Below are 21,192 nucleotides of genomic sequence, written 5' to 3'. Positions count from 1 at the left end.
CGTTCCCACAGGGTTTTGTGTGTTGGCTGAATGGGGTTATCAGGAATCGCGACGCAAATCCGGCGGGATCGGCAGGTCATCTTTTAGCGGATCCGGGCGCTTGCCCTTGCCCGCGCGGTATTGGCGAATCTGGTACACGTAGGCCAGTACCTGGGCGACGGCGAGGTACAGGCCGCCAGGGATTTCCTGCTCAAGTTCGGTGGAGTAATAGATCGACCGCGCCAGCGCCGGCGATTCCAGCAGAAGGATTTCGTTGGCCGCCGCGATTTCACGGATTTTCAGGGCCAGGAAGTCGCTGCCCTTGGCGATCAGCATGGGCGCCCCGCTCTTGTCCGGGTCGTACTTGAGGGCCACGGCGTAGTGGGTCGGGTTGGTGATGACCACGTCGGCATCGGGCACCGCCGCCATCATCCGGCGCTGGGACATTTCGCGCTGCAGCTGGCGGATCCGTTGCTTGACTTCCGGCCGCCCTTCCTGGTCCTTGTGCTCGTCGCGGATTTCCTGCTTGGTCATCTTCAGCTTCTTGATGCTTTCCCAGATCTGGATCGGCACGTCGACGGCGGCGATGATGATCAGCCCGCAGGCCATCCACAGGGTGCTCCAGCCGACCACTTGCAGACTGTGGGTGATGGCGCGGTCCAGGGGTTCGTGGGCGATGCGCAGCAGGTCGTCGATGTCCGCCGTCAACACCGCCAGGGCCACGAACAGGACGATGAAGAACTTGGCCAAGGCCTTGAGCAGTTCGGTCAGGGCCTTGGCCGAGAACATGCGCTTGAGCCCCGCACCGGGGTTCATGCGGCTGAACTTGGGCGCCATGGTGCCGGCGGAGAACAGCCAGCCACCAAGGGAAATCGGGCCGATGATCGCCGCCAGCAGCAAGGTGATCATCACCGGTTGAACCGCCAGCAAGGCGATCTGCCCCGAGTGCAGCAGGTAAGTGCCCATTGCGCGCTGGTCCAGCACCACCTCGCGGGACAGGGAAAAATTCAGGCGCATCAGGTCCATCATGTCCTGGGCCAGGGCACCCCCGAAGATCAGCAGCGCACCGGCGCCGGCGAGCATGATCGCCAGGGTATTGAGCTCCTTGGAACGGGCGATCTCGCCTTTCTCACGGGCGTCCTTTTTCTTTTTCTCCGTGGGGTCTTCTGTCTTGTCCTGACCGCTTTCGCTCTCAGCCATGCCTTAGCGCGCCTGTGCCAGTTCGCGTAAAAACTGCAGGGCCTCGGAAGCCAGCGGTTGATACTGGTTGAGAATGTCCGCCAGCCCGACCCAGAGGATGAACATGCCGAGCACCAGGGTCAGCGGGAAGCCGATGGAGAAAATGTTCAGTTGCGGCGCCGCCCGGGTCATCACGCCAAATGCGATGTTGACCACCAGCAGCGCGGTGATCGCCGGCAGCACCAGCAGCAGCGCCGCGCCGAGCACCCAACCGAGCTTGCCGGCCAGCTCCCAGTAGTGGTTGACCATCAGGCCGCTACCGACCGGCAACGTGGTGAAGCTCTCGGTCAGCACCTCGAACACCACCAGGTGGCCGTTCATGGAGAGGAACAGCAGCGTCACCAGCATGGTGAAGAACTGTCCGATCACTGCCACCGACACGCCGTTGGTGGGGTCGACCATCGAGGCGAAACCCATGCCCATCTGGATCGCGACGATCTGCCCCGCCACCACGAAGGCCTGGAAGAACAGTTGCAGGGAGAACCCCAGGATCGCGCCGACGAGGATCTGCTCGGCAATCAGCAGCAGCCCGCTCAGGTCCAGCGCATTCACCGGCGGCATCGGCGGCAGGCCCGGGGCGATGACCACGGTGATAGCCAGGGCGAAGTACAGGCGGATGCGCTTGGGCACCAGGGCGGTGCCGAACACCGGCATGACCATCAGCAAGGCGCCGACGCGAAACAGCGGCAACATGAAGGTCGCCACCCAGGTGCTGATCTGGGTATCGGTCAGCTGCAGCAGCGACGACATGGCTTAGCCGATGACCTGCGGAATGCTGCCGTACAACTGCAGGATGTATTCCATGAAGGTCTGCACCAGCCAGGGGCCGGCGACGATCAGCGTCACCAGCATCACCAGCAGGCGCGGCAGGAAATTCAAGGTCTGTTCGTTGATCTGGGTGGCGGCCTGGAACATCGCCACCAGCAGCCCCACGAGCAGGCTCGGAATCACCAGCACCGCGACCATCAGGGTGGTCAGCCACAATGCTTCGCGAAAGATGTCGACGGCGACTTCAGGCGTCATGGCGACACACCGCCGAAGCTGCTGGCCAGGGTGCCGATGATCAGGGCCCAGCCATCGACCAGCACGAACAGCATGATCTTGAACGGCAGGGAAATGATCAGCGGCGAGAGCATCATCATGCCCATCGCCATCAGCACACTGGCCACGACCAGGTCGATGATCAGGAACGGGATGAAGATCATGAAGCCGATCTGGAACGCGGTCTTGAGTTCCGAGGTGACGAACGCCGGCACCAGAATGGTCAGCGGCGCCTGATCCGGCGTGGCGATGTCGGTGCGCTTGGACAGGCGCATGAACAGCTCCAGGTCACTGGTGCGCGTCTGGGCCAGCATGAAGTCCTTGATCGGCACCTGGGCCTTGGCCACGGCATCCTGGGCGGTCATTTTTTCCGCGAGGTAAGGCTGCAAGGCATCCTGGTTCACCCGGTCGAACACCGGCGCCATGATGAACAGGGTGAGGAACAGCGCCATGCCGGTGAGGATCTGGTTCGACGGCGTCTGCTGCAAGCCCAGGGCCTGGCGCAGGATCGAGAAGACAATGATGATGCGGGTGAAACTGGTCATCAGCATGACGAACGCCGGGATGAAACTCAGCGCGGTCATGATCAGCAGGATCTGCAGGCTGACCGAATATTCCTGGGCGCCCTCGGCATTGGTGCCGAGCGTGATGGCCGGGATCGACAATGGATCGGCGGCGATCGCCAGCGGCGCGGCCAGCATCAGGGCCAGCGTCAGGATGATGCGCAGCGCAGCCATTACTTCTTATCCTTCTGGTCCTTGCCCATCAGCTCCATCAGGCGCTGGGCGAACTCCGGGGTGGCTTTTTCGGTCGCGGTCGGCACCTGCACCGGCTCCTTGAGCACATGCAGCGCCGTGATGGTGCCCGGGCTCAGGCCGAGCAGGATCTGCTCGTTGCCGACCTGCACCAGCATCAGGCGATCACGGGGCCCCAGCGCGCGGGAACCGATCAGCTCGATCACCTGCCCCTTGCCCGCCGGCCCGGCCTGTTGTACCCGGCGCAAGAGCCAGGCGAGGAAGAAAATCAGCCCCAGCACCAGCAACAAACCAAACACCAGTTGTGTCAACTGCCCGGCCACGCCGCTGCTGGCCACAGGCGCGGCGGCGGCATTGGCGACGGGCTCGGCGGCCAGCACACTGCAGGGCAAGACCAGCGCCAGCCCCAAGAACAATCCCAAAAGCCTTTTCACTCAGCGCAGCTTCTTGATGCGTTCGCTTGGGCTGATCACGTCGGTCAGGCGGATGCCGAACTTCTCGTTGACCACCACCACTTCGCCATGGGCGATGAGGGTGCCGTTGACCAGCACGTCCAGCGGTTCACCGGCCAGGCGATCGAGCTCGATGACCGAGCCCTGGTTGAGCTGCAACAGGTTACGGATGTTGATGTCGGTGCTGCCGACTTCCATGGAGATCGACACCGGGATGTCGAGGATCACGTCCAGGTTCGGGCCTTCCAGGCTCACCGGCTCGTTGCTCCTCGGCACGCTGCCGAATTCTTCCATAGGCAGGCGATTGGACGAGGAACGACCCGCATCGGCGGCCAGCAAGGCGTCGATATCGGCCTGGCCGGCGTCACCGGCTTCTTCCAGGGCCGCAGCCCACTCATCGGCCAGCGCCTGGTCGTCCTGGGTATTCATGTGGTCAGCCATCATTTGTCCTCGGCGAACAACTCTTCAGTCAGAAGAGTCAATTAATAGGGGGAGTGGCGCCGCCTCAACGACGCTCGATCGGCTCGATAACCTGCAGCGCAAGGTTGCCCTTGTGCGAGCCCATCTTGACCTTGAAGGCCGGCACGCCGTTGGCGCGCATGACCAGTTCTTCCTGCATGTCCACCGGGATCACATCCCCCGGCTGCATGTGCAGGATGTCGCGCAGCTTCAACTGGCGACGGGCGACCGTGGCGTTGATCGGTACGTCGACGTCCATCACGTCCTGGCGCAAGGCGTTGACCCAACGCTCGTCCTGGTCGTCGAGATCGGACTGGAAGCCGGCATCGAGCATTTCGCGCACCGGCTCGATCATCGAGTAAGGCATGGTCACGTGCAGGTCACCGCCACCGCCATCGAGTTCGATGTGGAAGGTCGACACCACGATGGCCTCGCTCGGGCCGACGATGTTGGCCATGGCCGGGTTCACTTCCGAGTTGATGTACTCGAAGTTCACTTCCATGATCGCCTGCCAGGCTTCTTTCAAGTCGACGAAGGCCTGCTCCAGGACCATGCGCACCACGCGCAGCTCGGTCGGGGTGAATTCACGCCCTTCGATCTTGGCGTGGCGGCCATCGCCGCCGAAGAAGTTGTCCACCAGCTTGAACACCAGCTTGGCATCGAGGATGAACAGCGCAGTGCCGCGCAATGGCTTGATCTTGACCAGGTTGAGGCTGGTCGGCACGTACAGCGAGTGCACGTATTCGCCGAACTTCATCACCTGCACGCCACCGACCGCCACGTCTGCCGAGCGGCGCAGCATGTTGAACATGCTGATGCGCGTGTAGCGGGCAAAACGCTCGTTGATCATTTCCAGGGTCGGCATGCGTCCACGGACGATGCGATCCTGGCTGGTCAGGTCGTAGCTCTTGACGGTGCCGGGTTCGGCAGCGATATCGGTCTGTACCAGACCATCGTCGACGCCATGCAGCAGCGCGTCGATCTCATCCTGGGACAGCAGGTCCTGCACGGCCATGTCGTGTTCCTACTGCAGTACGAAATTAGTGAAAAGCAACTGTTCGATCACCACTTTGCCGAGCTCTTTCTGCGCCACTTCCTGGACGCTGGCCGTGGCCTTCTGGCGCAACATTTCCTGGCCGACCGGCGAGGCGAGGGTCGCGAAATCCTGACCGGAGAACAGCATCACCAGGTTGTTGCGGATCACGGGCATGTGCACCTTGAGCGCGTCCAGATCCGCCTGGTTGCGCGCGAGCATGGTGATGCTCACTTGCATGTAGCGTTGGCGACCGTTCTGGGTGTAGTTGGCGACGAACGCCGGGGCCATCGGCTCGAACACCGCTGGCTGCTTGCCCAAAGCGGCGGTTTCAGCTTCGACGGCAGGCTTGTTCTGGGCGCTGTGCATGAAGTACCAGGTCGCCCCAACGGACAGGCCGATGGCCAGCAGCAGCGCCACCACGATCAAGATGATCAGCTTGAGTTTGCCTTTGGTTGTGGGGTCTTTTACTGCTGCGTCGCTCTTCGCCATGCCAATAATCCGTCACTATTCGGGTTTTCACAGTCGCACGGCAAGGCAAGAGCAAGTGTTATGCCAGAAACAAAAAAGATCGCAGCCTGCGGCAGCTCCTACAGGGTGTACACATTCCCCTGTAGGAGCTGCCGCAGGCTGCGATCTTTTAGGAGCATCGCGAATCAGGCGTAGTAGTCGACGGCACTGGAGCCGATCACCCGGGTAGCCGTTGCGGCCACTTCGGTCACGCTCGGCGCGATCTCGTCATCCATGGCATCCAGACGTCCACCGCCGGCACTGGCGCGCCCGCTCTGCGCCTGCTGTTGCTGCCCCTGATCCTGCGAACCGCGGGACTGGTCGGACACATTGACGTCCACCTGGCCCATGCCCTGCTGGGCGAACATGTCGCGCAAGCGATGCATCTGGCCGTCCAGCGCTTCCCGCACGCCCGGATGGGCGCTCATGAAGGTCACCTGGGTCTGCTGGTCGGGCACCATGTTCACCCGAATGTCGAGGCGGCCGAGTTCGGCCGGCTGCAACTGGATGTCGGCCGCCTTGAGGTTGGCGCTGGACAGGTACATGACCCGGTTCACCACTTCTTCGGTCCAGCCGCTCTGATGCATCGCGATGGGCTGGTTGACCGGCACGGCGTTGGCGGTTTTCGGCGTGGCCGCCTGGGTCAGTGCCGCCAGTCGGTTGGCGAAATCGTCGACCCGGGTATCGCTGCTGGCCGACGTGAGGTCCTTGAGGCCCGCATCGATCAGGCCACTGAAGGCTTTTTCGCCACCCTGGCTGGTGCTGTCCTGGTCGGCCTGCACATCGAGCATGTTCGCCATGCCGGCGGCAAAGGTCTGCGCCGAAGTCGGCTCGCCGTCGGCCTGGGTCGGTGCCGACTTGGCTGCCTGGCTCGAGGCCGAGACATGCCCGCTCTGCTCCATGGCCATGCGCAGGGCTGGCAAGGCGTCGAGCGGGTCGGCTTCGGGATCGAAACCGGTGTCGGTGGCGGGGACTGCTGGCGGGACGACCGCTGCAACAATCGCTTCAACGGGTGGCTGCTCAGCCACAACAGGCGCCGCGACCACAGGCACCGAGGCAGGGTCGACAGGCACCGCATCGGCGATCGCTGCCTGACCGGCATCCGTCGAATCGGCGTCGGCCTGCTTGTCGTCTTGCGTCGGTTTATCGGCGGGCAAGCCTTTGCCGCTATCGGCAACGGCGGGCTTCTCGGCGGCAGCGTTATCATACTTTTGACCGACGCTATCTTCGACCTTGTCACGCGCTGGTTTCGCAGGTGCTTCAGCGGCTGCGGACGTGTTCCGAGCCTGCCTGGCATACACCTGAGAGAAGCTGGAGGCCTTGTCCATGGGCTCGGCGGCCACTGTGGCGGCAGGGGCGGAGACGGTCTTGCTCTTGGCCTGAGTAGCGGCCAGGAGCAGTGATTGGGGCGTAAGGGGCATTTAACGGTCTCCGCTGCACTGGGATCGTAGGTACAGTTGAAGAATTGATTGCAAGGGGCGAGCCAGTTTCGCTCGATGCCGACGAAAAGCGTCCTGGGCCTCAGTTTTCCGCCAGGGACCGTTGCCGCTCAGCCTGGTAAAGAGGTCGCACAAAGGCGAACTCACCATCGATTTTGGCGATCAGTTCACTGATATCCAGGGAAGACAGGCTGTTGGCGCTCTTTTCAAGCTGGCCACACAGCTCGGCGAGCCTGACGGCCCCCATATTGAGGCTGCTGCCTTTGAAGCTGTGAGCCTCTTCTATCAGTTGCGCGCCCTGCTGCGCCTTGCGCAACAATCCAAGGCGCTCTTCGGAATCGCTGAGAAAGGTATCCAGCAATTTCGGATACTCGTCCTCCATGACCTCGCGCAACGCGCTCAGCGCGTCCAGGTCCAGATGTTCGTCAGTCACTTGTTCGCTCCTTGATCAAGAATCTTCGGATTATGCCAGAGCCTTCCAGTAAAACTCCACGCGGGCACTGCGACCGTCGTCGGACCAGCTTGCATTTTGACCCAACTGACGGATCAGACTGATGCCGCGTCCGGACAGACGGACAGGATCGACCGGGCGCTCCAGCACCCGCCCGACATCGAAGCCCTTGCCGCTGTCCTCGACGCGAATCGCCAGGCAACCACCCTCGCCCTCTGGCGTAACTTGCAAATGCACCCGTACATAACCTTCCTGCAGCTCGTCCAGGCGTGCATTGCGTTGTTGATAATAGCGGGTAAAACCCGACACATCGCGCTTGAGGCTGGAGTCCAGGCCCAGCACCCCATGTTCCAGGGCATTGGAGTACAGCTCCGCCAGCACACTGTACAGTGCCCCGCTCTGCGCCCGCAGGCCGTGCACTTCCTGGAGCAATTGCAACAGATAGGGCAACGGGTTGAAGCGCTTGAGGGTCGCGGCGCGAAATTCGAAACTGGCCGACCAGTCCAGGGGACAGGACTGGCCGCTGTCGGAATAGACCGGCACCGGCGGACTCGCATGCACGGGTGGCGCCAGGATGACCTCGACCATGCTGACATCGTCGCGCGTTATGCCTTGAAAGTCCCGAAGCGCCTGCTCGATGTCCTCGAACAAGGTGTCGGGCTGACGATTGGCGGCAAATACCTGCAGCAAACGCTGCTCACCAAACAGCTGATCATCGGCATCGCAGGTGTCGATCACCCCGTCGGACATCAGGAACACCCGGTCACCCATGGCCATCGGGAACACTTCGGTCCGATCATCGAAGGTTTGCGGGCTCAGTACACCCAGCGGTAAATGCCGCGCCGTCAGTGGCGTACGCGCCCCGCTGGCAATGCTGTGCAGGTAGCCGTCCGGCATGCCGCCGTTCCAGACCTCCAGCGAGCGGCTCTGGAAACCCAGGCACAGCATCGTCGCGCAACAGAACATGTCCACCGGCAGGATGCGCTTGAGCTTGGCATTCATCTCGCGCAGGGTTTCGGCGAGGCCGTAACCCTTGGCGGTCATGCCGTAGAAGACTTCGGCCAGGGGCATGGCGCCAACGGCAGCAGGCAGGCCATGGCCGGTGAAATCGCCGAGCAAGACATGCATGTCCCCTGCCGGGGTGAACGCGGCCAACAGCAGGTCGCCGTTGAACAATGCATAGGGCGATTGCAGGTAGCGGATATTGGCGGCATTCAGGCAGCCGGAATGGGCCACCTTGTCGAACACCGCCTTGGCCACCCGCTGCTCGTTAAGCAGATATTCGTGGTGCCTGGCGATCTGGTCGCGCTGCTGCAAGACAGTGGCCTGCAGACGCCGCAAGCGGTCCATCGCCTTGATCTTGGCGGCGAGGATCACCTGGTTGTAGGGTTTTGCCAGAAAATCGTCACCGCCGACCTCCAGGCAGCGGGCCAACGCCTGACTTTCCGACAGCGAGGTGAGGAAGATGATGGGCACCAGGGTTTCCCCGGCCAGTTCCTTGATGTGCGCCGCCGCCTCGAAGCCATCCATCACCGGCATCATCGCGTCCATCAACACCAGTTGCGGGCGCTGCTGGCGAAACACGTCAACCGCTTCGGCGCCGTTGGCGGCCGTCAGCACTTGATGCCCCTGGCGGCGGACGATGCTCGACAACAGCATGCGGTCGGCCGCGCTGTCCTCGGCGATCAGGATCGTCAGCGGTTCGAGTACCACCTGCACGGTGGTCAACTGATGTCGAACAGCTTGTCGAAGTTGGAAATGGCGAGGATTTTCCTCACATCGGAACTGCTGTTGACCACGCGAATGTCGGAATCGTCGCCACCGGCATGGTCACGCAAGAGCAGCAGCATGCCCAGGGCGGAGCTGTCGAGGTAGGTGGCTTCTTTCAGATCGACCACGACCTTTGAGAGGTTCTGCTCTTCGTAGGATTTTCGAAATTCCTGATGCTTGGCGAAATCGAATCGTCCCTTGATCGATATCGTCAGCTTTTTCCCGTCCGGGGAGATTTCTGTAACGACTGACATGTCATGGCTTCCTTGTCATTGGTAAACCTTCTTGTACAAGGTTTAGCATTGGGTAGAGGTTGGGGCAAGGTTGGGGATCAAGATCAACAGATCGCAGCCTTCGGCAGGTCAGGTCCGAAGACAGCCACGGATTCATGCCCAACACAAAACATTGTAGGAGCCCGGCTTGCCGGCGAAGGCGGTCTTGGGTATTGCGCTGGTCTCTTGGGCCTCTTCGCTGGCAAGCCAGCTCCTACAGGTCCGAAGACATCCACGGATTCATGTCTAACACAAAACATTGTAGGAGCCCGGCTTGCCGGCGAAGGCGGCCTTGAGTTTTGCGCTGGTCTTTCGGGCTTCTTCGCTGGCAAGCCAGCTCCTACAGGTCCGTGGAAAACCATAGATTCATGGCCAACACACAACATTGTAGGAGTCCGGCTTGCCGGCGAAGGCGGTCTTGAGTTTTGCGCTGGTCTTTCGGGCTTCTTCGCTGGCAAGCCAGCTCCTACAGGTCGGTGGAAATCCACGGGTTCATGTCTAACACAAAACATTGTAGGAGCCCGGCTTGCCGGCGAAGGCGGTCTTGAGTATTGCGCTGGTCTTTTGGGCCTCTTCGCTGGCAAGCCAGCTCCTACAGGTCCGTGGAAAACCACGGATTCATGTCTAACACAAAACATTGTGAGCCCGGCTTGCCGGCGAAGGCGGCCTTGGGTAGTGCGCTGCTCTTTTGGGCCTCTTCGCTGGCAAGCCAGCTCCTACAGGTCCGAAGACATCCACGGATTCATGTCTAACACAAAACATTGTAGGAGCCCGGCTTGCCGGCGAAGGCGGTCTTGGGTATTGCGCTGGTTTTTCGGGCCTCTTCGCTGGCAAGCCAGCTCCTACAGGTCCGTGGAAAACCACGGACTCATGTCTAACACAAAACATTGTGAGCCCGGCTTGCCGGCGAAGGCGGTCTTGGGTATTGCGCTGGTCTTTTGGGCCTCTTCGCTGGCAAGCCAGCTCCTACAGGTCGGTGGAAAACCATGGATTCATGTCTAACACAAAACATTGTGAGCCCGGCTTGCCGGCGAAGGCGGTCTTGGGTATTGCGCTGGTCTTTTGGGCCTCTTCGCTGGCAAGCCAGCTCCTACAGGTCCGTGGAAAACCATGGATTCATGGCCAACACGCAACATTGTAGGAGCCCGGCTTGCCGGCGAAGGCGGCCTTGGGTAGTGCGCTGCTCTCTCGGGCCTCTTCGCTGGCAAGCCAGCTCCTACAGGTCCGTGGAAAACCATGGATTCATGGCCAACACACAACATTGTAGGAGCCCGGCTTGCCGGCGAAGGCGGTCTTGGGTATTGCGCTGGTTTTTCGGGCCTCTTCGCTGGCAAGCCAGCTCCTACAGGTCCGTGGAAAACCATGGATTCATGGCCTACACGCAACATTGTAGGAGCCCGGCTTGCCGGCGAAGGGGGTCTTGAGTATTGCGCTGGTCTCTCGGGCCTCTTCGCTGGCAAGCCAGTTCCTACAGGGGTTTCGCGTTCGCGCTGAGCTGCCGCGGGCTGCGATCATTCCCGGGCAATCTATCAATACGCATCCTGTCGCGGCAGGCGCTGGGACAATTCATCCAGCAACTTCTGCTCGCGCTTGTCTTCCAGCGCCCGCGCTTCGTCCTGGTAGCGCTGAACCAGCTTGCGCAAGCCTTCGACCCGGGCGAACGCCTGTTGCCAGGTGTCCCGCGCCTTGTTCAGGTTGTTCTGGTGCCAGGCCAGGCTCTGCCGCTGTTGATCGATGGCCGTGCCCAATTGCGCGAGAAAGCCCTGGTAGCCCAGTAGCCATTGCCCGGACACGCCGGCACTGCCGCGCACGATCCACTGTTCCTGATAGTCGAGCCGAAAGGCTTCGAGGTCGGCCAGCTTGCTCTCGGCCAGCCGCACCTGCCCCTGGAAGTGCCCCAGACGCTGGACCGCGGTTTTCTCGGCCTTCTCGGCCATTTCCACCACGGGGGCCAGGCGGCCCGCCCGACTCTGGGCCATGGCCGGTTAACCGCCCGCCGCAGGCGCGAAGATCGAGGCGAGATACGCTTCGCTTTCGCCCAGGCTGATGCTGTCGTTGAGGCCCTGGCGCAGGTATTTGACCAGCTGCGGCTGCAGGGAAATCGCCAGGTCGGTCTCGCGGTCACCGCCGGCGACGTAGGCGCCGACGCTGATCAGGTCGCGGCTCTGTTGATAGCGCGACCACAACTGCTTGAAGTACTGCGCCCGGGCCATGTGTTCCGGCGACACCACGGCCGGCATGACCCGGCTAATGGAGGCCTCGATATCGATGGCCGGGTAATGGCCCTCCTCGGCCAGTCGCCGCGACAGCACGATGTGCCCGTCGAGCACGCCCCGCGCCGAGTCGGCAATCGGGTCCTGCTGGTCGTCGCCTTCGGACAGCACGGTATAGAACGCCGTGATCGAGCCACCGCCCTTCTCGGCATTGCCGGCGCGCTCCACCAGTTTCGGCAACTTGGCGAACACCGAGGGCGGATAACCCTTGGTCGCCGGCGGCTCGCCGATGGCCAGGGCGATTTCCCGCTGGGCCTGGGCGAAACGCGTCAGCGAATCCATCAGCAGCAGAACATTCTTGCCCTTATCGCGGAAATACTCGGCGATTCGCGTGCAGTACATGGCGGCGCGCAGACGCATCAGCGGCGCATCGTCCGCGGGCGACGCCACCACCACCGAGCGCTTGAGCCCTTCTTCACCGAGGATGTGCTCGATGAACTCCTTGACCTCACGACCCCGCTCGCCGATCAGCCCGACGACGATGATGTCGGCCTCGGTAAAGCGCGTCATCATGCCCAGCAGCACGGATTTACCGACGCCGGTACCGGCGAACAAGCCAAGCCGCTGACCGCGTCCAACCGTCAACATGCCGTTGATGCAACGAATGCCCACGTCCAGCGGCTCGCTGATCGGCTCGCGCTTGAGCGGGTTGATGGTCGGGCCGTCCATCGGCACCCAGTCCTCGGCCTTCATCCCGCCCTTGCCGTCCAGGGCGCGGCCGGCACCATCGAGCACGCGCCCGAGCATGCTCATGCCCATCGGCAAGCGACCGCTGTCGGACAGGGGCACCACCCGGGCACCGGGGGCGATGCCGGCCACGCTGCCGACCGGCATCAGGAAGACCTTGCTGCCGGAAAAACCCATGACTTCGGCTTCGACCTGCACCGGATGGTAGCTGTCATCGTTGATGACCATGCAGCGACTGCCCATGGCGGCGCGCAAGCCTTCGGCTTCGAGGGTCAGGCCGACCATGCGCAGCAGGCGGCCTTCGAGGATCGGTGCGCCAGCCAGTGTCGTGGCCTCGGCGTAACTGCCCAGGCGCTTGGCGAAACTGGTGCGTTCAAGGCGCATCAGGGGCAGCCACAGGTTTACTTTCGACGGGCAACTCAAGGCTCAGGTCCGGAGCGGCCGGGTGCAAGGCTTGTTCGTGCATCTGGTCGAACAGCTTGTCCATCACCTGCGCAACGCGGGTTTCGACCGTAGCATCGATACGACTGTGCTCGGTTTCGACCCGGCAACCGCCAGGCAACAGCGCCTCGTCCTCGACGATGCGCCAGGTTTCCTCATGGCGCTCGCGCAAGGCTTTGACCTGGACGAAATCCTGCGGATTGATATACAACCGCACGTTTTCAACGCCCAATGGCAACAGCTTGAGGGCTTCGCGCATGACGTGTTCGATCTGCGTCGAGTCCATGGCCAGTTCGCGCTGGATCACCTGTCTGGTCATGTGCCGCACCAGCTCGACCAGGGACTTTTCAATCTGGGTGTCCTGTTCGGCGATGGGCTCGAACAGGTGCGCCATTATTTTTTCAAGGCTGGCGATCTTGGCCGCCAACGCCACTTCGGCTTCCTGACGCACTCGGAGCGTGGTGCTGTGGAACCCTTCTTTTTCGCCCACCGCAAAACCTTCGTTGTAGGCTTCCTGGCGAATGCTCTCGAGCTCCTCAAGGGTCAGTGGCTGGACTTCCTCCAGCGGCACTTCCTCCATTTCCGGTGGCTCGGGTTCGGGCTCGGGCTCAGGCTCGGGTGCCGGCGGATCGAAGCTGGGCAGTGCCCAGGACTCGAAACCACCGACATCACGGGCCCTGATCAGGTCAGAGGGCTGCTCATCGTTCTTGGCCATGGGGTCAGATCATTTCCTCGGCGCCTTTGCCGCCGAGCACGATTTCGCCCGCTTCGGCCATGCGACGGGCGATGGTGAGGATTTCTTTCTGCGCGGTTTCCACATCGCTGACGCGCACCGGGCCCTTGGCCTCGAGATCGTCGCGCAACAATTCGGCCGCACGCTTGGACATGTTCTTGAAGATCTTCTCCTTGACGTTTTCGTCCGAGCCCTTGAGGGCCAGTACCAGCACGTCGGAGGACACTTCACGCAGCAACGCCTGGATGCCGCGGTCGTCGACATCGGCCAGGTTGTTGAACACGAACATGAGGTCTTCGATCTGACCGGACAGGTCTTCGTCGACTTCGCGGATCGAGTCCATGAGCTGGCCTTCGATCGAGCTGTCGAGGAAGTTCATGATGTCGGCCGCGCGCTTGATCCCGCCCAGGCTGGTGCGCGAAGCATTGGAGTTGCCGGAGAACTGCTTCTCGAGAATCTGGTTGAGTTCCTTGAGGGCGGCCGGCTGCACGGTGTTCAGCGAGGACACCCGCAGGATGATGTCCAGGCGCACCTTGTGGTCGAAGTTGCCCAGCACTTCACCGGCCTGGTCCGGGTCGAGATACGCCACCACGATCGCCTGGATCTGCGGGTGCTCGTAACGGATCACGTCGGCGACCGCCCGCGGCTCCATCCACTTCAGGCTGTCCAGGCCGCTGGTGTTGCCACCCAGCAGGATGCGATCGATCAGGCCGTTGGCCTTGTCTTCGCCCAGGGCCTGGGTGAGCATCTTGCGCACGTAGTCATCGGAACCGACGCCCAGGCTGGTCTGGTCGCCGACGATGTCGACGAACTCGCTCATCACCTGCTCGACCTGCTCGCGGTGCACGTTACCCATCTGCGCCATGGCCACGCCAACACGCTGGACCTCTTTGGGCCCCATGTGGCGCAATACCTGGGCGGCATCGGTCGAGCCCAGTGACAGCAGCAGGATCGCGGCTTTGTCGACCTTGCTCAGTTTCGCGGCAATGGCTCGGTTATCACTCATCTGCGTTAATCCACTCTTTCACGACCTGGGCGACACGACCCGGGTCTTCTGCCACCAGGCTCTTGATTGCGTTCAACTGTGCGTCATAGCCTTCGCTCGGGCTTGGCAGCAGGATGCTGGTCGGGCCACCGAGGCTGATACGGTCGTTGGCCAGTTCGCCGTCCAGGCCGCCCATGCCACCGAGCTCGACGTCGCTGCCGATGCCCGCCAGTTGCTTGTCCTTGCCACCACCGGTGATGTTGTTGAGCACCGGGCGTAACACCCCGAAGACCAGTACCAGGATGAACAGGACGCCCAACAGCTGCTTGACCACATCCCAGAACCACGGCTGGGAGTAGAACGGAATATCGGCAATCACTTCGCCGCGCTCGGCGGAGAACGGCATGTTGATCACGCTGACGCTGTCGCCACGACTGGCGTCGAAACCGACCGCATCCTGGACCAGGCGGGTGAAGCGGGCCAACTCATCGGCACTCCACGGTGCACGGGTCATTTCACCGTTGGCCGGGTTGATCTTGACCTGGTCATCGACCACCACCGAGACCGACAGGCGATTCAATCGGCCCTGCTGTTGCTTGGTGTGGCTGATGGAGCGGTCCAGTTCGAAGTTCTTGGTCGACTGCTGACGCTTGTCCGCCGGATACGGTGCGAGCATGGGCTGGCCGGTGGCCGGGTCCATGACCTGCTGGCCGTTGGCATCGAGCAGTGGCTGGCCGGGCTGCACCATGCCGGCCGACGCGGTGGCGCCACCGGTGGTTTGCGGTGCCGAGGCTGGCGACGGTGGCTGGTTGCTCAGGGCACCCGGTACACCTTGCGGGCCGTTGCTGGCGGTACGTTGTTCGTTGACCGACTGCTCACTGCGCAACGCCGGCTGGTCCGGGTTGAACTGCTCGGAGGTGGACTCGACGGCGCTGAAGTCGACATCGGCCGAGACTTCGGCCTTGTAGCGGTCGTTGCCCAGCACCGGTTGCAGAATGTTGTGCACGCGCTGGGTGAGCATGCTCTCCATGCGGCGACTGTAATCGAATTGCTTGCCGGCCATGGTCAGCTCGGAGTTTTCCGCCTGATCGGAGAGCAGGTTGCCTTTCTGGTCGACCACGGTGATCTGCGACTTGCTGAGTTCGGGGACGCTGGTCGCCACCAGATTGACGATGGCCACGACCTGGCCCGGCTCCAGCGAACGCCCGGAATACAGCTCGACCAGCACCGAGGCGCTCGGCTTGCGCTCGTCACGCACGAACACCGAGCTTTTCGGGATGGCCAGGTGCACCCGGGCACCCTTGACATTGTTCAGGCTGGAAATGGTGCGCGCCAGTTCGCCTTCCAGGCCGCGACGATAACGGGTCGCTTCCATGAACTGGCTGGTACCCAGGCCCTGTTCCTTGTCGAGGATTTCAAAACCGATGTTGCCATCGCTGGGAGTGACACCCGCGCCCGCGAGCTTGAGACGCGCGCGGGACAGGTCTTCGGCCTTGACCAGCAAGGCACCGGAATTGGGTTCGACGTTATAGGCAATATCGGCGGCCGCCAGGGTATCCATGACCTGCTTGGCGTCCATGCCGGCAAGGCTGCCGTACAGCGGACGGTAGTCCGGTTGCTGGGACCACAACACCACGGCAAAGCCAATCGCCACGCTCGCGGCCAGGCCGACCATCAGGCCCACCTGACGCAGCATGGTCATCTCGGAGAGGTTTTCCAGGAAGGACAACCCGAACAGCGGCGGCTTGCCGCCTACGGAATTGGCCTTGGCCGGAACATTGTCAGCGATTGCATCAGCCATGACTCAATCTCGTCCTTAAACCGGCATCTGCATGATGTCTTGGTAAGCCTGAACCAGCTTGTTGCGCACTTGGGTCAAAGCCTGGAAAGACACGCTGGCCTTCTGCGAGGAAATCATCACGTCCGTGAGATCGACACCGCTCTTGCCGATCTCGAAGGCATTGGCCAGGGCTGTGGACGCCTGCTGGGTGTCGTTGACCTTGTTGACGGCCTGACCGAGCATGTCGGAAAAGCTGCTGCCATTCAGTTCAGGGACGGCGGCAGTCGATTTCGGCGCAGACATGGCGTCCATTTGCATGGCGCGCATATCCAGCATCAATCGATTGAATTCAATACCTTGGCTCATGCTCTACTCTCTCTGGCGGCCCGCAATTTTTTGACGCTCACTCAGCGGGTAACGAGGTGTTAGCAACAAGGGTGCCAGCTTTCCCGGTGTCGCATCTGTAGGAGCAGCCGGTCGACGCTCGATTGCTCGCGATGGACCCAAGAGCGACGTGTTTATCCTGAAACCCCGCGTTATCGTTAACGACCATCGCGAGCAAGCTTGCTCCTACAGGGCCCCGTGCAGGCCAGCGCTCAGGTGGCAAACAAATACGCTTCCACGTCCATGCCGGCATCGCGCATCTGCGCCAGCTTGTAGCGCAAGGTGCGCGGGCTGATGCCCAGGCGCTCGGCGGCCTCTTTGCGGCGGCCGCGCTCGGTGCGCAGGGTATCGATGATCATCTGGAACTCACGGCGCCGCAGATCGTCGCCCAGCGCCCCGGCAGATTCGGCCTCTACTTCCACTGCCCGCGCTGGCGCCAGTGCCGGTAACGGCGCGCAAGCGACCGGCCCGGCGAGACAGAAATCCTCAGGCTCAATCATTCCACCCTGCTGCAGGATCAAGGCGCGCTGAATCGCGTTATCCAGTTCGCGCACATTGCCCGGCCACGGATAACCAATCAGGCACGCCTGCGCCTCGGGCGACAATCGCGCCGCCGCATGCTTCATTTTATTGACGTGTTTGGCCAGCAGGCGCTCGGCCAGCGGCAGGATATCGGCCGTGCGCTCGCGCAAGGGCCGCCAGGCCAGCGGGAATACGGACAGGCGATAGTACAGGTCTTCACGGAACCGCCCCGCCGCCACTTCAGCGGCCAGATCCCGGTTGGTGGTCGCGACCACGCGGATATCCAGGATGATCGGCTTGCGCGCACCGACTCGCTCGACCTCGCGCTCCTGCAGCACCCGCAGCAACTTGGCCTGCAATCCCAGGGGCATTTCGGAAATTTCATCGAGCAGGATAGTCCCGCCATCGGCCTGCTCGAACTTGCCGGCCTGCGCCGCGATGGCGCCGGTGAACGAGCCCTTCTCGTGACCGAAGAGCGTGGCCTCCAGCATGTTGTCGGGAATCGCCGCGCAGTTGATCGCAATAAATGGCTGGTTGGCGCGCCGGGAGTGCTGGTGAATGTAGCGCGCCAGCACTTCCTTGCCGGTGCCGGATTCCCCGGAGATCAGCACCGTGGAATCACTGCGCGCCACCCGCGCGGCCAGTTCCAGCAACTGCGCACTGGCCGGTTCGAACGCCACAGGTCCTTCGTGATCGGTGCTGCCGACATTGCCCAGCGCATGGCGTGCGACCAGGTCGAGCAGCGCCTTGGGCTCGAACGGTTTGACCAGGTAATCCGCGGCACCCTGGCGCATCGCATCGACCGCCCGCTCGACGGCACCGTGCGCCGTCATCAGCAACACCGGCAGTTGCGGCTGTCGCGCCCGCAGCAACGCGAGCAATTGATGACCGTCCATGCCCGGCATGTTGACGTCGCTGACCACCAGGTTGAACGCCTCGGCCCCCGCCGCTTCCAGGGCTTCCTGCGCCGAACCCACGGCCTTGTAATCGTGCCCGGCCAGCAACAGCGTGTCCGCCAGCGCTTCGCGCAAAGCGCGGTCATCCTCGACCAGCAGAACCTTGATTGCCATGACCTTCACTCCACTCCCTGGGCGCTGTTTTTATCATTGATAAAAAGCGGCAAGAACACCTGCGCACAAGTGCCGCGACCGACTCGCGAGCGCAAGCGCAACTCGCCCTGATGAGCCCTGGCGACCGCCTTGACCACGGTCAGGCCGAGGCCGGTGCCGGTGGTCTTGGTGGTAAAGAACGGTTCTCCCAGGCGTGCCAGCACAGCACCGTCGATACCGCTGCCGCTATCGCTGACGCACAGGCGCAGGTTGTTGCCACGGGTGTAGAGATGCACCTTCAGGCGCACCTCACCGGCACTGGCCTGAATCGCGTTCTCGATCAGGTTGAGGATCGCACCGACCAGGGTGTCGCGGTTACACAGCAATTCACCGGCATGACTGTCGCATTGCCAGCGAATCGGCAGGTCCTGTACATGGGTCAGCGCCGCCGCCTGCAGTGATTGCATCAGCTGCGCCGGGGTCACCCGGTCGGTCAAGGGCAACTCGCCACGGGCAAACACCAGCATGTCGCGCACCTGATGCTCCAGCTCGTGCAGGCGCTCCTTGAGTCGTCCGGCGAAACGTTGCTGGGTGTCGACCGGCAGCGTTTGATCGGTCAAGTGACTGGCGTAGAGCAAGGCCGCGGATAACGGCGTGCGAATCTGATGCGCCAGCGACGCGACCATGCGCCCCAGTGAAGACAAGCGTTCGTGGCGCGCCAGTTGATCCTGCAGATGACGGGTTTCGGTCAGGTCGTTGAGCAACACCAGTTGCCCAGGCTCCGCACCCAGCGAACGCGTGGCAATCGACAGGCGCCGACCATCCTTGAGGGAGACTTCATGACCGTCGTCTTCACGGGGGGCAAAGCAACGCGCAATCACCTGCCGCCACAGCTCGCCTTCGAGGGGCAGACCGAGCAGTTCGCAAGCCGCCGGGTTGGCTTCGCGCACGATGCCCTGGGCGTCGATAACGATGACGCCGCCGGGCAGGAGGTCGAGCAGGTGTTGCAGGCGATTGGCCAGGCGTTCTTTCTCTGCCAGCTCCTGCATGCGTTGGGCGCTGACCACCGCCAACTCGCCCTTGAGCTCGGTCACCCGGGCTTCGAGCATGCTGTAGGAGTTGGTCAGTTGGCTGGACATCTGGTTGAACAGGGCAAACGCCTGCGGGAGGCCAAGCCGGCTCGCCTGCTCTACGGACGACGATTGTCCCAGGGCACTAGGGACAGGAGACAGGGGGGCGGCTTGGGGCATCGTGCTCTCTCGCTTGGCTGACCGTCAGTTAAACGGAACGTTGCGAGGGCTATAGCAATACCCGTGCCTAAAAAAAACTGCTTGAAAATGAAAGAGTTGAAAAACAGGCGTCAATCATCCGCCTGTTCATCTCCATCACGGCGGCTCATGCCGTACTTGCGCATTTTTTCCACCAGCGTGGTGCGGCGGATGCGCAGGCGTTCGGCCGCGCGCGCGACAATGCCGTTGGCATCGTCCAGTGCTTGCTGGATCAGACCCTGCTCCAGGCCACCGAGGTAATCCTTCAGGTCCAGGCCTTCAGGCGGCAACATGGCATGGGTGGTGAAGTCCGGGGTATGGCCGTTGATTGCCACCCGCTCTTCGAGATCACTGCGCAGGGTGTCGACCAGTTGCTCGTCTTCATCATCGACGTAGCGGAATTTCTTCGGCAGCTCGACCACGCCGATCACCCCGTACGGATGCATGATCGCCATGCGCTCCACCAGGTTGGCCAGCTCGCGGACGTTGCCCGGCCAGCCGTGACGGCACAGCGACATGATCGCCGCGGAGTTGAAGCGGATCGAACCGCGCTTCTCGTGCTCCATGCGCGAGATCAACTCGTTCATCAGCAACGGGATATCTTCGACACGTTCACGCAGCGGCGCCATCTCGATCGGGAACACGTTCAGGCGGTAGTACAAATCTTCGCGGAAGGTGCCGATCTCGATCATGCTTTCGAGATTCTTGTGGGTCGCGGCGATGATGCGCACGTCGACGCTTTGGGTCTTGTTGCTGCCCACGCGCTCGAACGTGCGCTCCTGCAACACGCGCAGCAGCTTGACCTGCATCGGCAGCGGCATATCGCCGATTTCGTCGAGGAACAGCGTACCGCCATTGGCCAGTTCGAAACGCCCGGCACGGCTGGTGATCGCCCCGGTGAACGCACCCTTCTCATGGCCGAACAATTCGCTTTCCAGCAGCTCGGCCGGAATCGCCCCGCAATTGACCGGCACGAACGGCGCTTCGCGGCGCTTGGAATGGTAATGCAGGTTGCGCGCGACCACTTCCTTGCCGGTCCCGGACTCGCCGAGGATCAGCACGCTGGCGTCGGTGTCGGCCACTTGCTGCATCATCTGGCGCACGTGCTGGATCGCCCGGCTGGTGCCGACCAGGCTGCGGAACAGATTGGGTTCGCGATGCCGACCGCGCTCACGGGCCTGGTCGTACATCTCGCGATAGACCTGGGCACGGTGCAGCGAATCGAGCAGCTTGCTGTAGCTGGGAGGCATTTCGAGGGTCGACAGCACGCGGCGACGCTGGTCTTCCGGCAGGTCGATGGAAGAATTATCGCCCATCAGCAAAATCGGAAGGAACTCATCCCATGTCGCGAGTGTCTTTAACAAGCCCTGAAGCGAACCCGGAGCATTGACCGTCCCGATGAGGACACAGATTACTTCACGACTGGACGACAAAGAGACGACAGCCTGCTGCCAGTCATGGCTACCGCAGGGTAAATTTTCTTCGCCGAGAAAATTTAAAATCACCGCCAGGTCGCGGCGGCGGACGCTATCGTCATCGATCAGCAGAATTTTGGTTTCACGCCACATGCAATCGTAACTTCCCTAGTCAACCCGGTGCCCGAAATGAGTGGGCAAGCTAGACGCTTGCAGACTGTTAATGCCTGTAGACGCCTGAAATCTGGAAACAGC

General features: G+C 62.1%; 21 protein-coding genes. All 21 read right to left on the bottom strand.

From position 1 onward, the window contains the following. Nucleotides 1-39: 39 nt before the first annotated feature. A complete protein-coding gene (flhB, locus tag ACM6I6_RS11480) occupies nt 40-1,179 on the bottom strand; it encodes a flagellar biosynthesis protein FlhB (RefSeq protein ID WP_274074857.1) in 1,140 nt (379 codons plus the stop codon). Between the two features lie 3 nt (nt 1,180-1,182). Beyond that, on the bottom strand, nt 1,183-1,968 hold the full coding sequence (gene fliR, locus ACM6I6_RS11475) for a flagellar biosynthetic protein FliR (protein ID WP_046816912.1): 786 nt from the start codon (nt 1,966-1,968) through the stop codon (nt 1,183-1,185). 3 nt (nt 1,969-1,971) lie between these two features. Beyond that, nucleotides 1,972-2,241 carry a flagellar biosynthesis protein FliQ gene (fliQ, locus tag ACM6I6_RS11470; protein WP_414919902.1) on the bottom strand — a complete coding sequence of 90 codons (270 nt, stop codon included), beginning with the start codon at nt 2,239-2,241 and terminating at the stop codon, nt 1,972-1,974. Further along, a complete protein-coding gene (gene fliP, locus ACM6I6_RS11465) occupies nt 2,238-2,996 on the bottom strand; it encodes a flagellar type III secretion system pore protein FliP (protein WP_274074856.1) in 759 nt (252 codons plus the stop codon). Before fliP ends, fliQ begins: the two co-directional genes overlap by 4 nt. After that, a complete protein-coding gene (gene fliO, locus ACM6I6_RS11460) occupies nt 2,996-3,448 on the bottom strand; it encodes a flagellar biosynthetic protein FliO (protein ID WP_414919901.1) in 453 nt (150 codons plus the stop codon). The genes fliP and fliO overlap by 1 nt, the downstream gene beginning before the upstream one ends. Next, on the bottom strand, nt 3,449-3,907 hold the full coding sequence (fliN, locus tag ACM6I6_RS11455; protein WP_274074854.1) for a flagellar motor switch protein FliN: 459 nt from the start codon (nt 3,905-3,907) through the stop codon (nt 3,449-3,451). It lies immediately after the preceding gene. Nucleotides 3,908-3,971: 64 nt separating this feature from the next. Further along, nucleotides 3,972-4,940, bottom strand: coding sequence for a flagellar motor switch protein FliM (gene fliM, locus ACM6I6_RS11450; RefSeq protein ID WP_020796965.1), 969 nt, complete (start codon nt 4,938-4,940; stop codon nt 3,972-3,974). A gap of 9 nt (nt 4,941-4,949) precedes the next feature. Further along, on the bottom strand, nt 4,950-5,450 hold the full coding sequence (fliL, locus tag ACM6I6_RS11445) for a flagellar basal body-associated protein FliL (protein WP_414919900.1): 501 nt from the start codon (nt 5,448-5,450) through the stop codon (nt 4,950-4,952). A gap of 164 nt (nt 5,451-5,614) precedes the next feature. Then, complete coding sequence (locus ACM6I6_RS11440; RefSeq protein WP_414919899.1) at nt 5,615-6,889, bottom strand: flagellar hook-length control protein FliK; 1,275 nt, start codon at nt 6,887-6,889, stop codon at nt 5,615-5,617. Between the two features lie 100 nt (nt 6,890-6,989). Beyond that, nucleotides 6,990-7,340: an Hpt domain-containing protein gene (locus ACM6I6_RS11435; RefSeq protein ID WP_323629369.1), complete on the bottom strand. Its 351-nt coding sequence runs from the start codon at nt 7,338-7,340 to the stop codon at nt 6,990-6,992. A 30-nt stretch (nt 7,341-7,370) separates the two neighbouring features. Next, on the bottom strand, nt 7,371-9,077 hold the full coding sequence (locus ACM6I6_RS11430; protein WP_414919928.1) for an ATP-binding SpoIIE family protein phosphatase: 1,707 nt from the start codon (nt 9,075-9,077) through the stop codon (nt 7,371-7,373). Between the two features lie 5 nt (nt 9,078-9,082). Then, nucleotides 9,083-9,382, bottom strand: coding sequence for an STAS domain-containing protein (locus ACM6I6_RS11425; protein WP_323609420.1), 300 nt, complete (start codon nt 9,380-9,382; stop codon nt 9,083-9,085). A gap of 1,547 nt (nt 9,383-10,929) precedes the next feature. Then, nucleotides 10,930-11,379 carry a flagellar export protein FliJ gene (gene fliJ / locus ACM6I6_RS11420; protein ID WP_274074849.1) on the bottom strand — a complete coding sequence of 150 codons (450 nt, stop codon included), beginning with the start codon at nt 11,377-11,379 and terminating at the stop codon, nt 10,930-10,932. Between the two features lie 6 nt (nt 11,380-11,385). Then, on the bottom strand, nt 11,386-12,744 hold the full coding sequence (gene fliI / locus ACM6I6_RS11415) for a flagellar protein export ATPase FliI (protein ID WP_046816899.1): 1,359 nt from the start codon (nt 12,742-12,744) through the stop codon (nt 11,386-11,388). Beyond that, complete coding sequence (gene fliH / locus ACM6I6_RS11410) at nt 12,734-13,516, bottom strand: flagellar assembly protein FliH (protein WP_274074848.1); 783 nt, start codon at nt 13,514-13,516, stop codon at nt 12,734-12,736. Before fliH ends, fliI begins: the two co-directional genes overlap by 11 nt. Before the next feature lie 4 nt (nt 13,517-13,520). Beyond that, nucleotides 13,521-14,540: a flagellar motor switch protein FliG gene (gene fliG / locus ACM6I6_RS11405; RefSeq protein ID WP_274074847.1), complete on the bottom strand. Its 1,020-nt coding sequence runs from the start codon at nt 14,538-14,540 to the stop codon at nt 13,521-13,523. Further along, nucleotides 14,533-16,320 (bottom strand): flagellar basal-body MS-ring/collar protein FliF, encoded by a 1,788-nt coding sequence (gene fliF, locus ACM6I6_RS11400; RefSeq protein ID WP_323608641.1) that lies wholly within the window; start codon nt 16,318-16,320, stop codon nt 14,533-14,535. The genes fliG and fliF overlap by 8 nt, the downstream gene beginning before the upstream one ends. A gap of 15 nt (nt 16,321-16,335) precedes the next feature. Continuing rightward, on the bottom strand, nt 16,336-16,665 hold the full coding sequence (fliE, locus tag ACM6I6_RS11395; protein WP_077184074.1) for a flagellar hook-basal body complex protein FliE: 330 nt from the start codon (nt 16,663-16,665) through the stop codon (nt 16,336-16,338). Between the two features lie 230 nt (nt 16,666-16,895). Further along, on the bottom strand, nt 16,896-18,275 hold the full coding sequence (locus ACM6I6_RS11390) for a sigma-54-dependent transcriptional regulator (RefSeq protein ID WP_414919898.1): 1,380 nt from the start codon (nt 18,273-18,275) through the stop codon (nt 16,896-16,898). 5 nt (nt 18,276-18,280) lie between these two features. Beyond that, nucleotides 18,281-19,504: a sensor histidine kinase gene (locus tag ACM6I6_RS11385; protein ID WP_414919897.1), complete on the bottom strand. Its 1,224-nt coding sequence runs from the start codon at nt 19,502-19,504 to the stop codon at nt 18,281-18,283. Between the two features lie 110 nt (nt 19,505-19,614). Then, on the bottom strand, nt 19,615-21,090 hold the full coding sequence (locus ACM6I6_RS11380; RefSeq protein WP_077184077.1) for a sigma-54 dependent transcriptional regulator: 1,476 nt from the start codon (nt 21,088-21,090) through the stop codon (nt 19,615-19,617). Between the last annotated feature and the right edge of the window lie 102 nt (nt 21,091-21,192).

The organism is Pseudomonas sp. IT-P218, from assembly GCF_949767605.1.
Lineage (GTDB): Bacteria > Pseudomonadota > Gammaproteobacteria > Pseudomonadales > Pseudomonadaceae > Aquipseudomonas > Aquipseudomonas putida_AE.
This window is presented reverse-complemented; position numbering and strand designations above follow the sequence as displayed.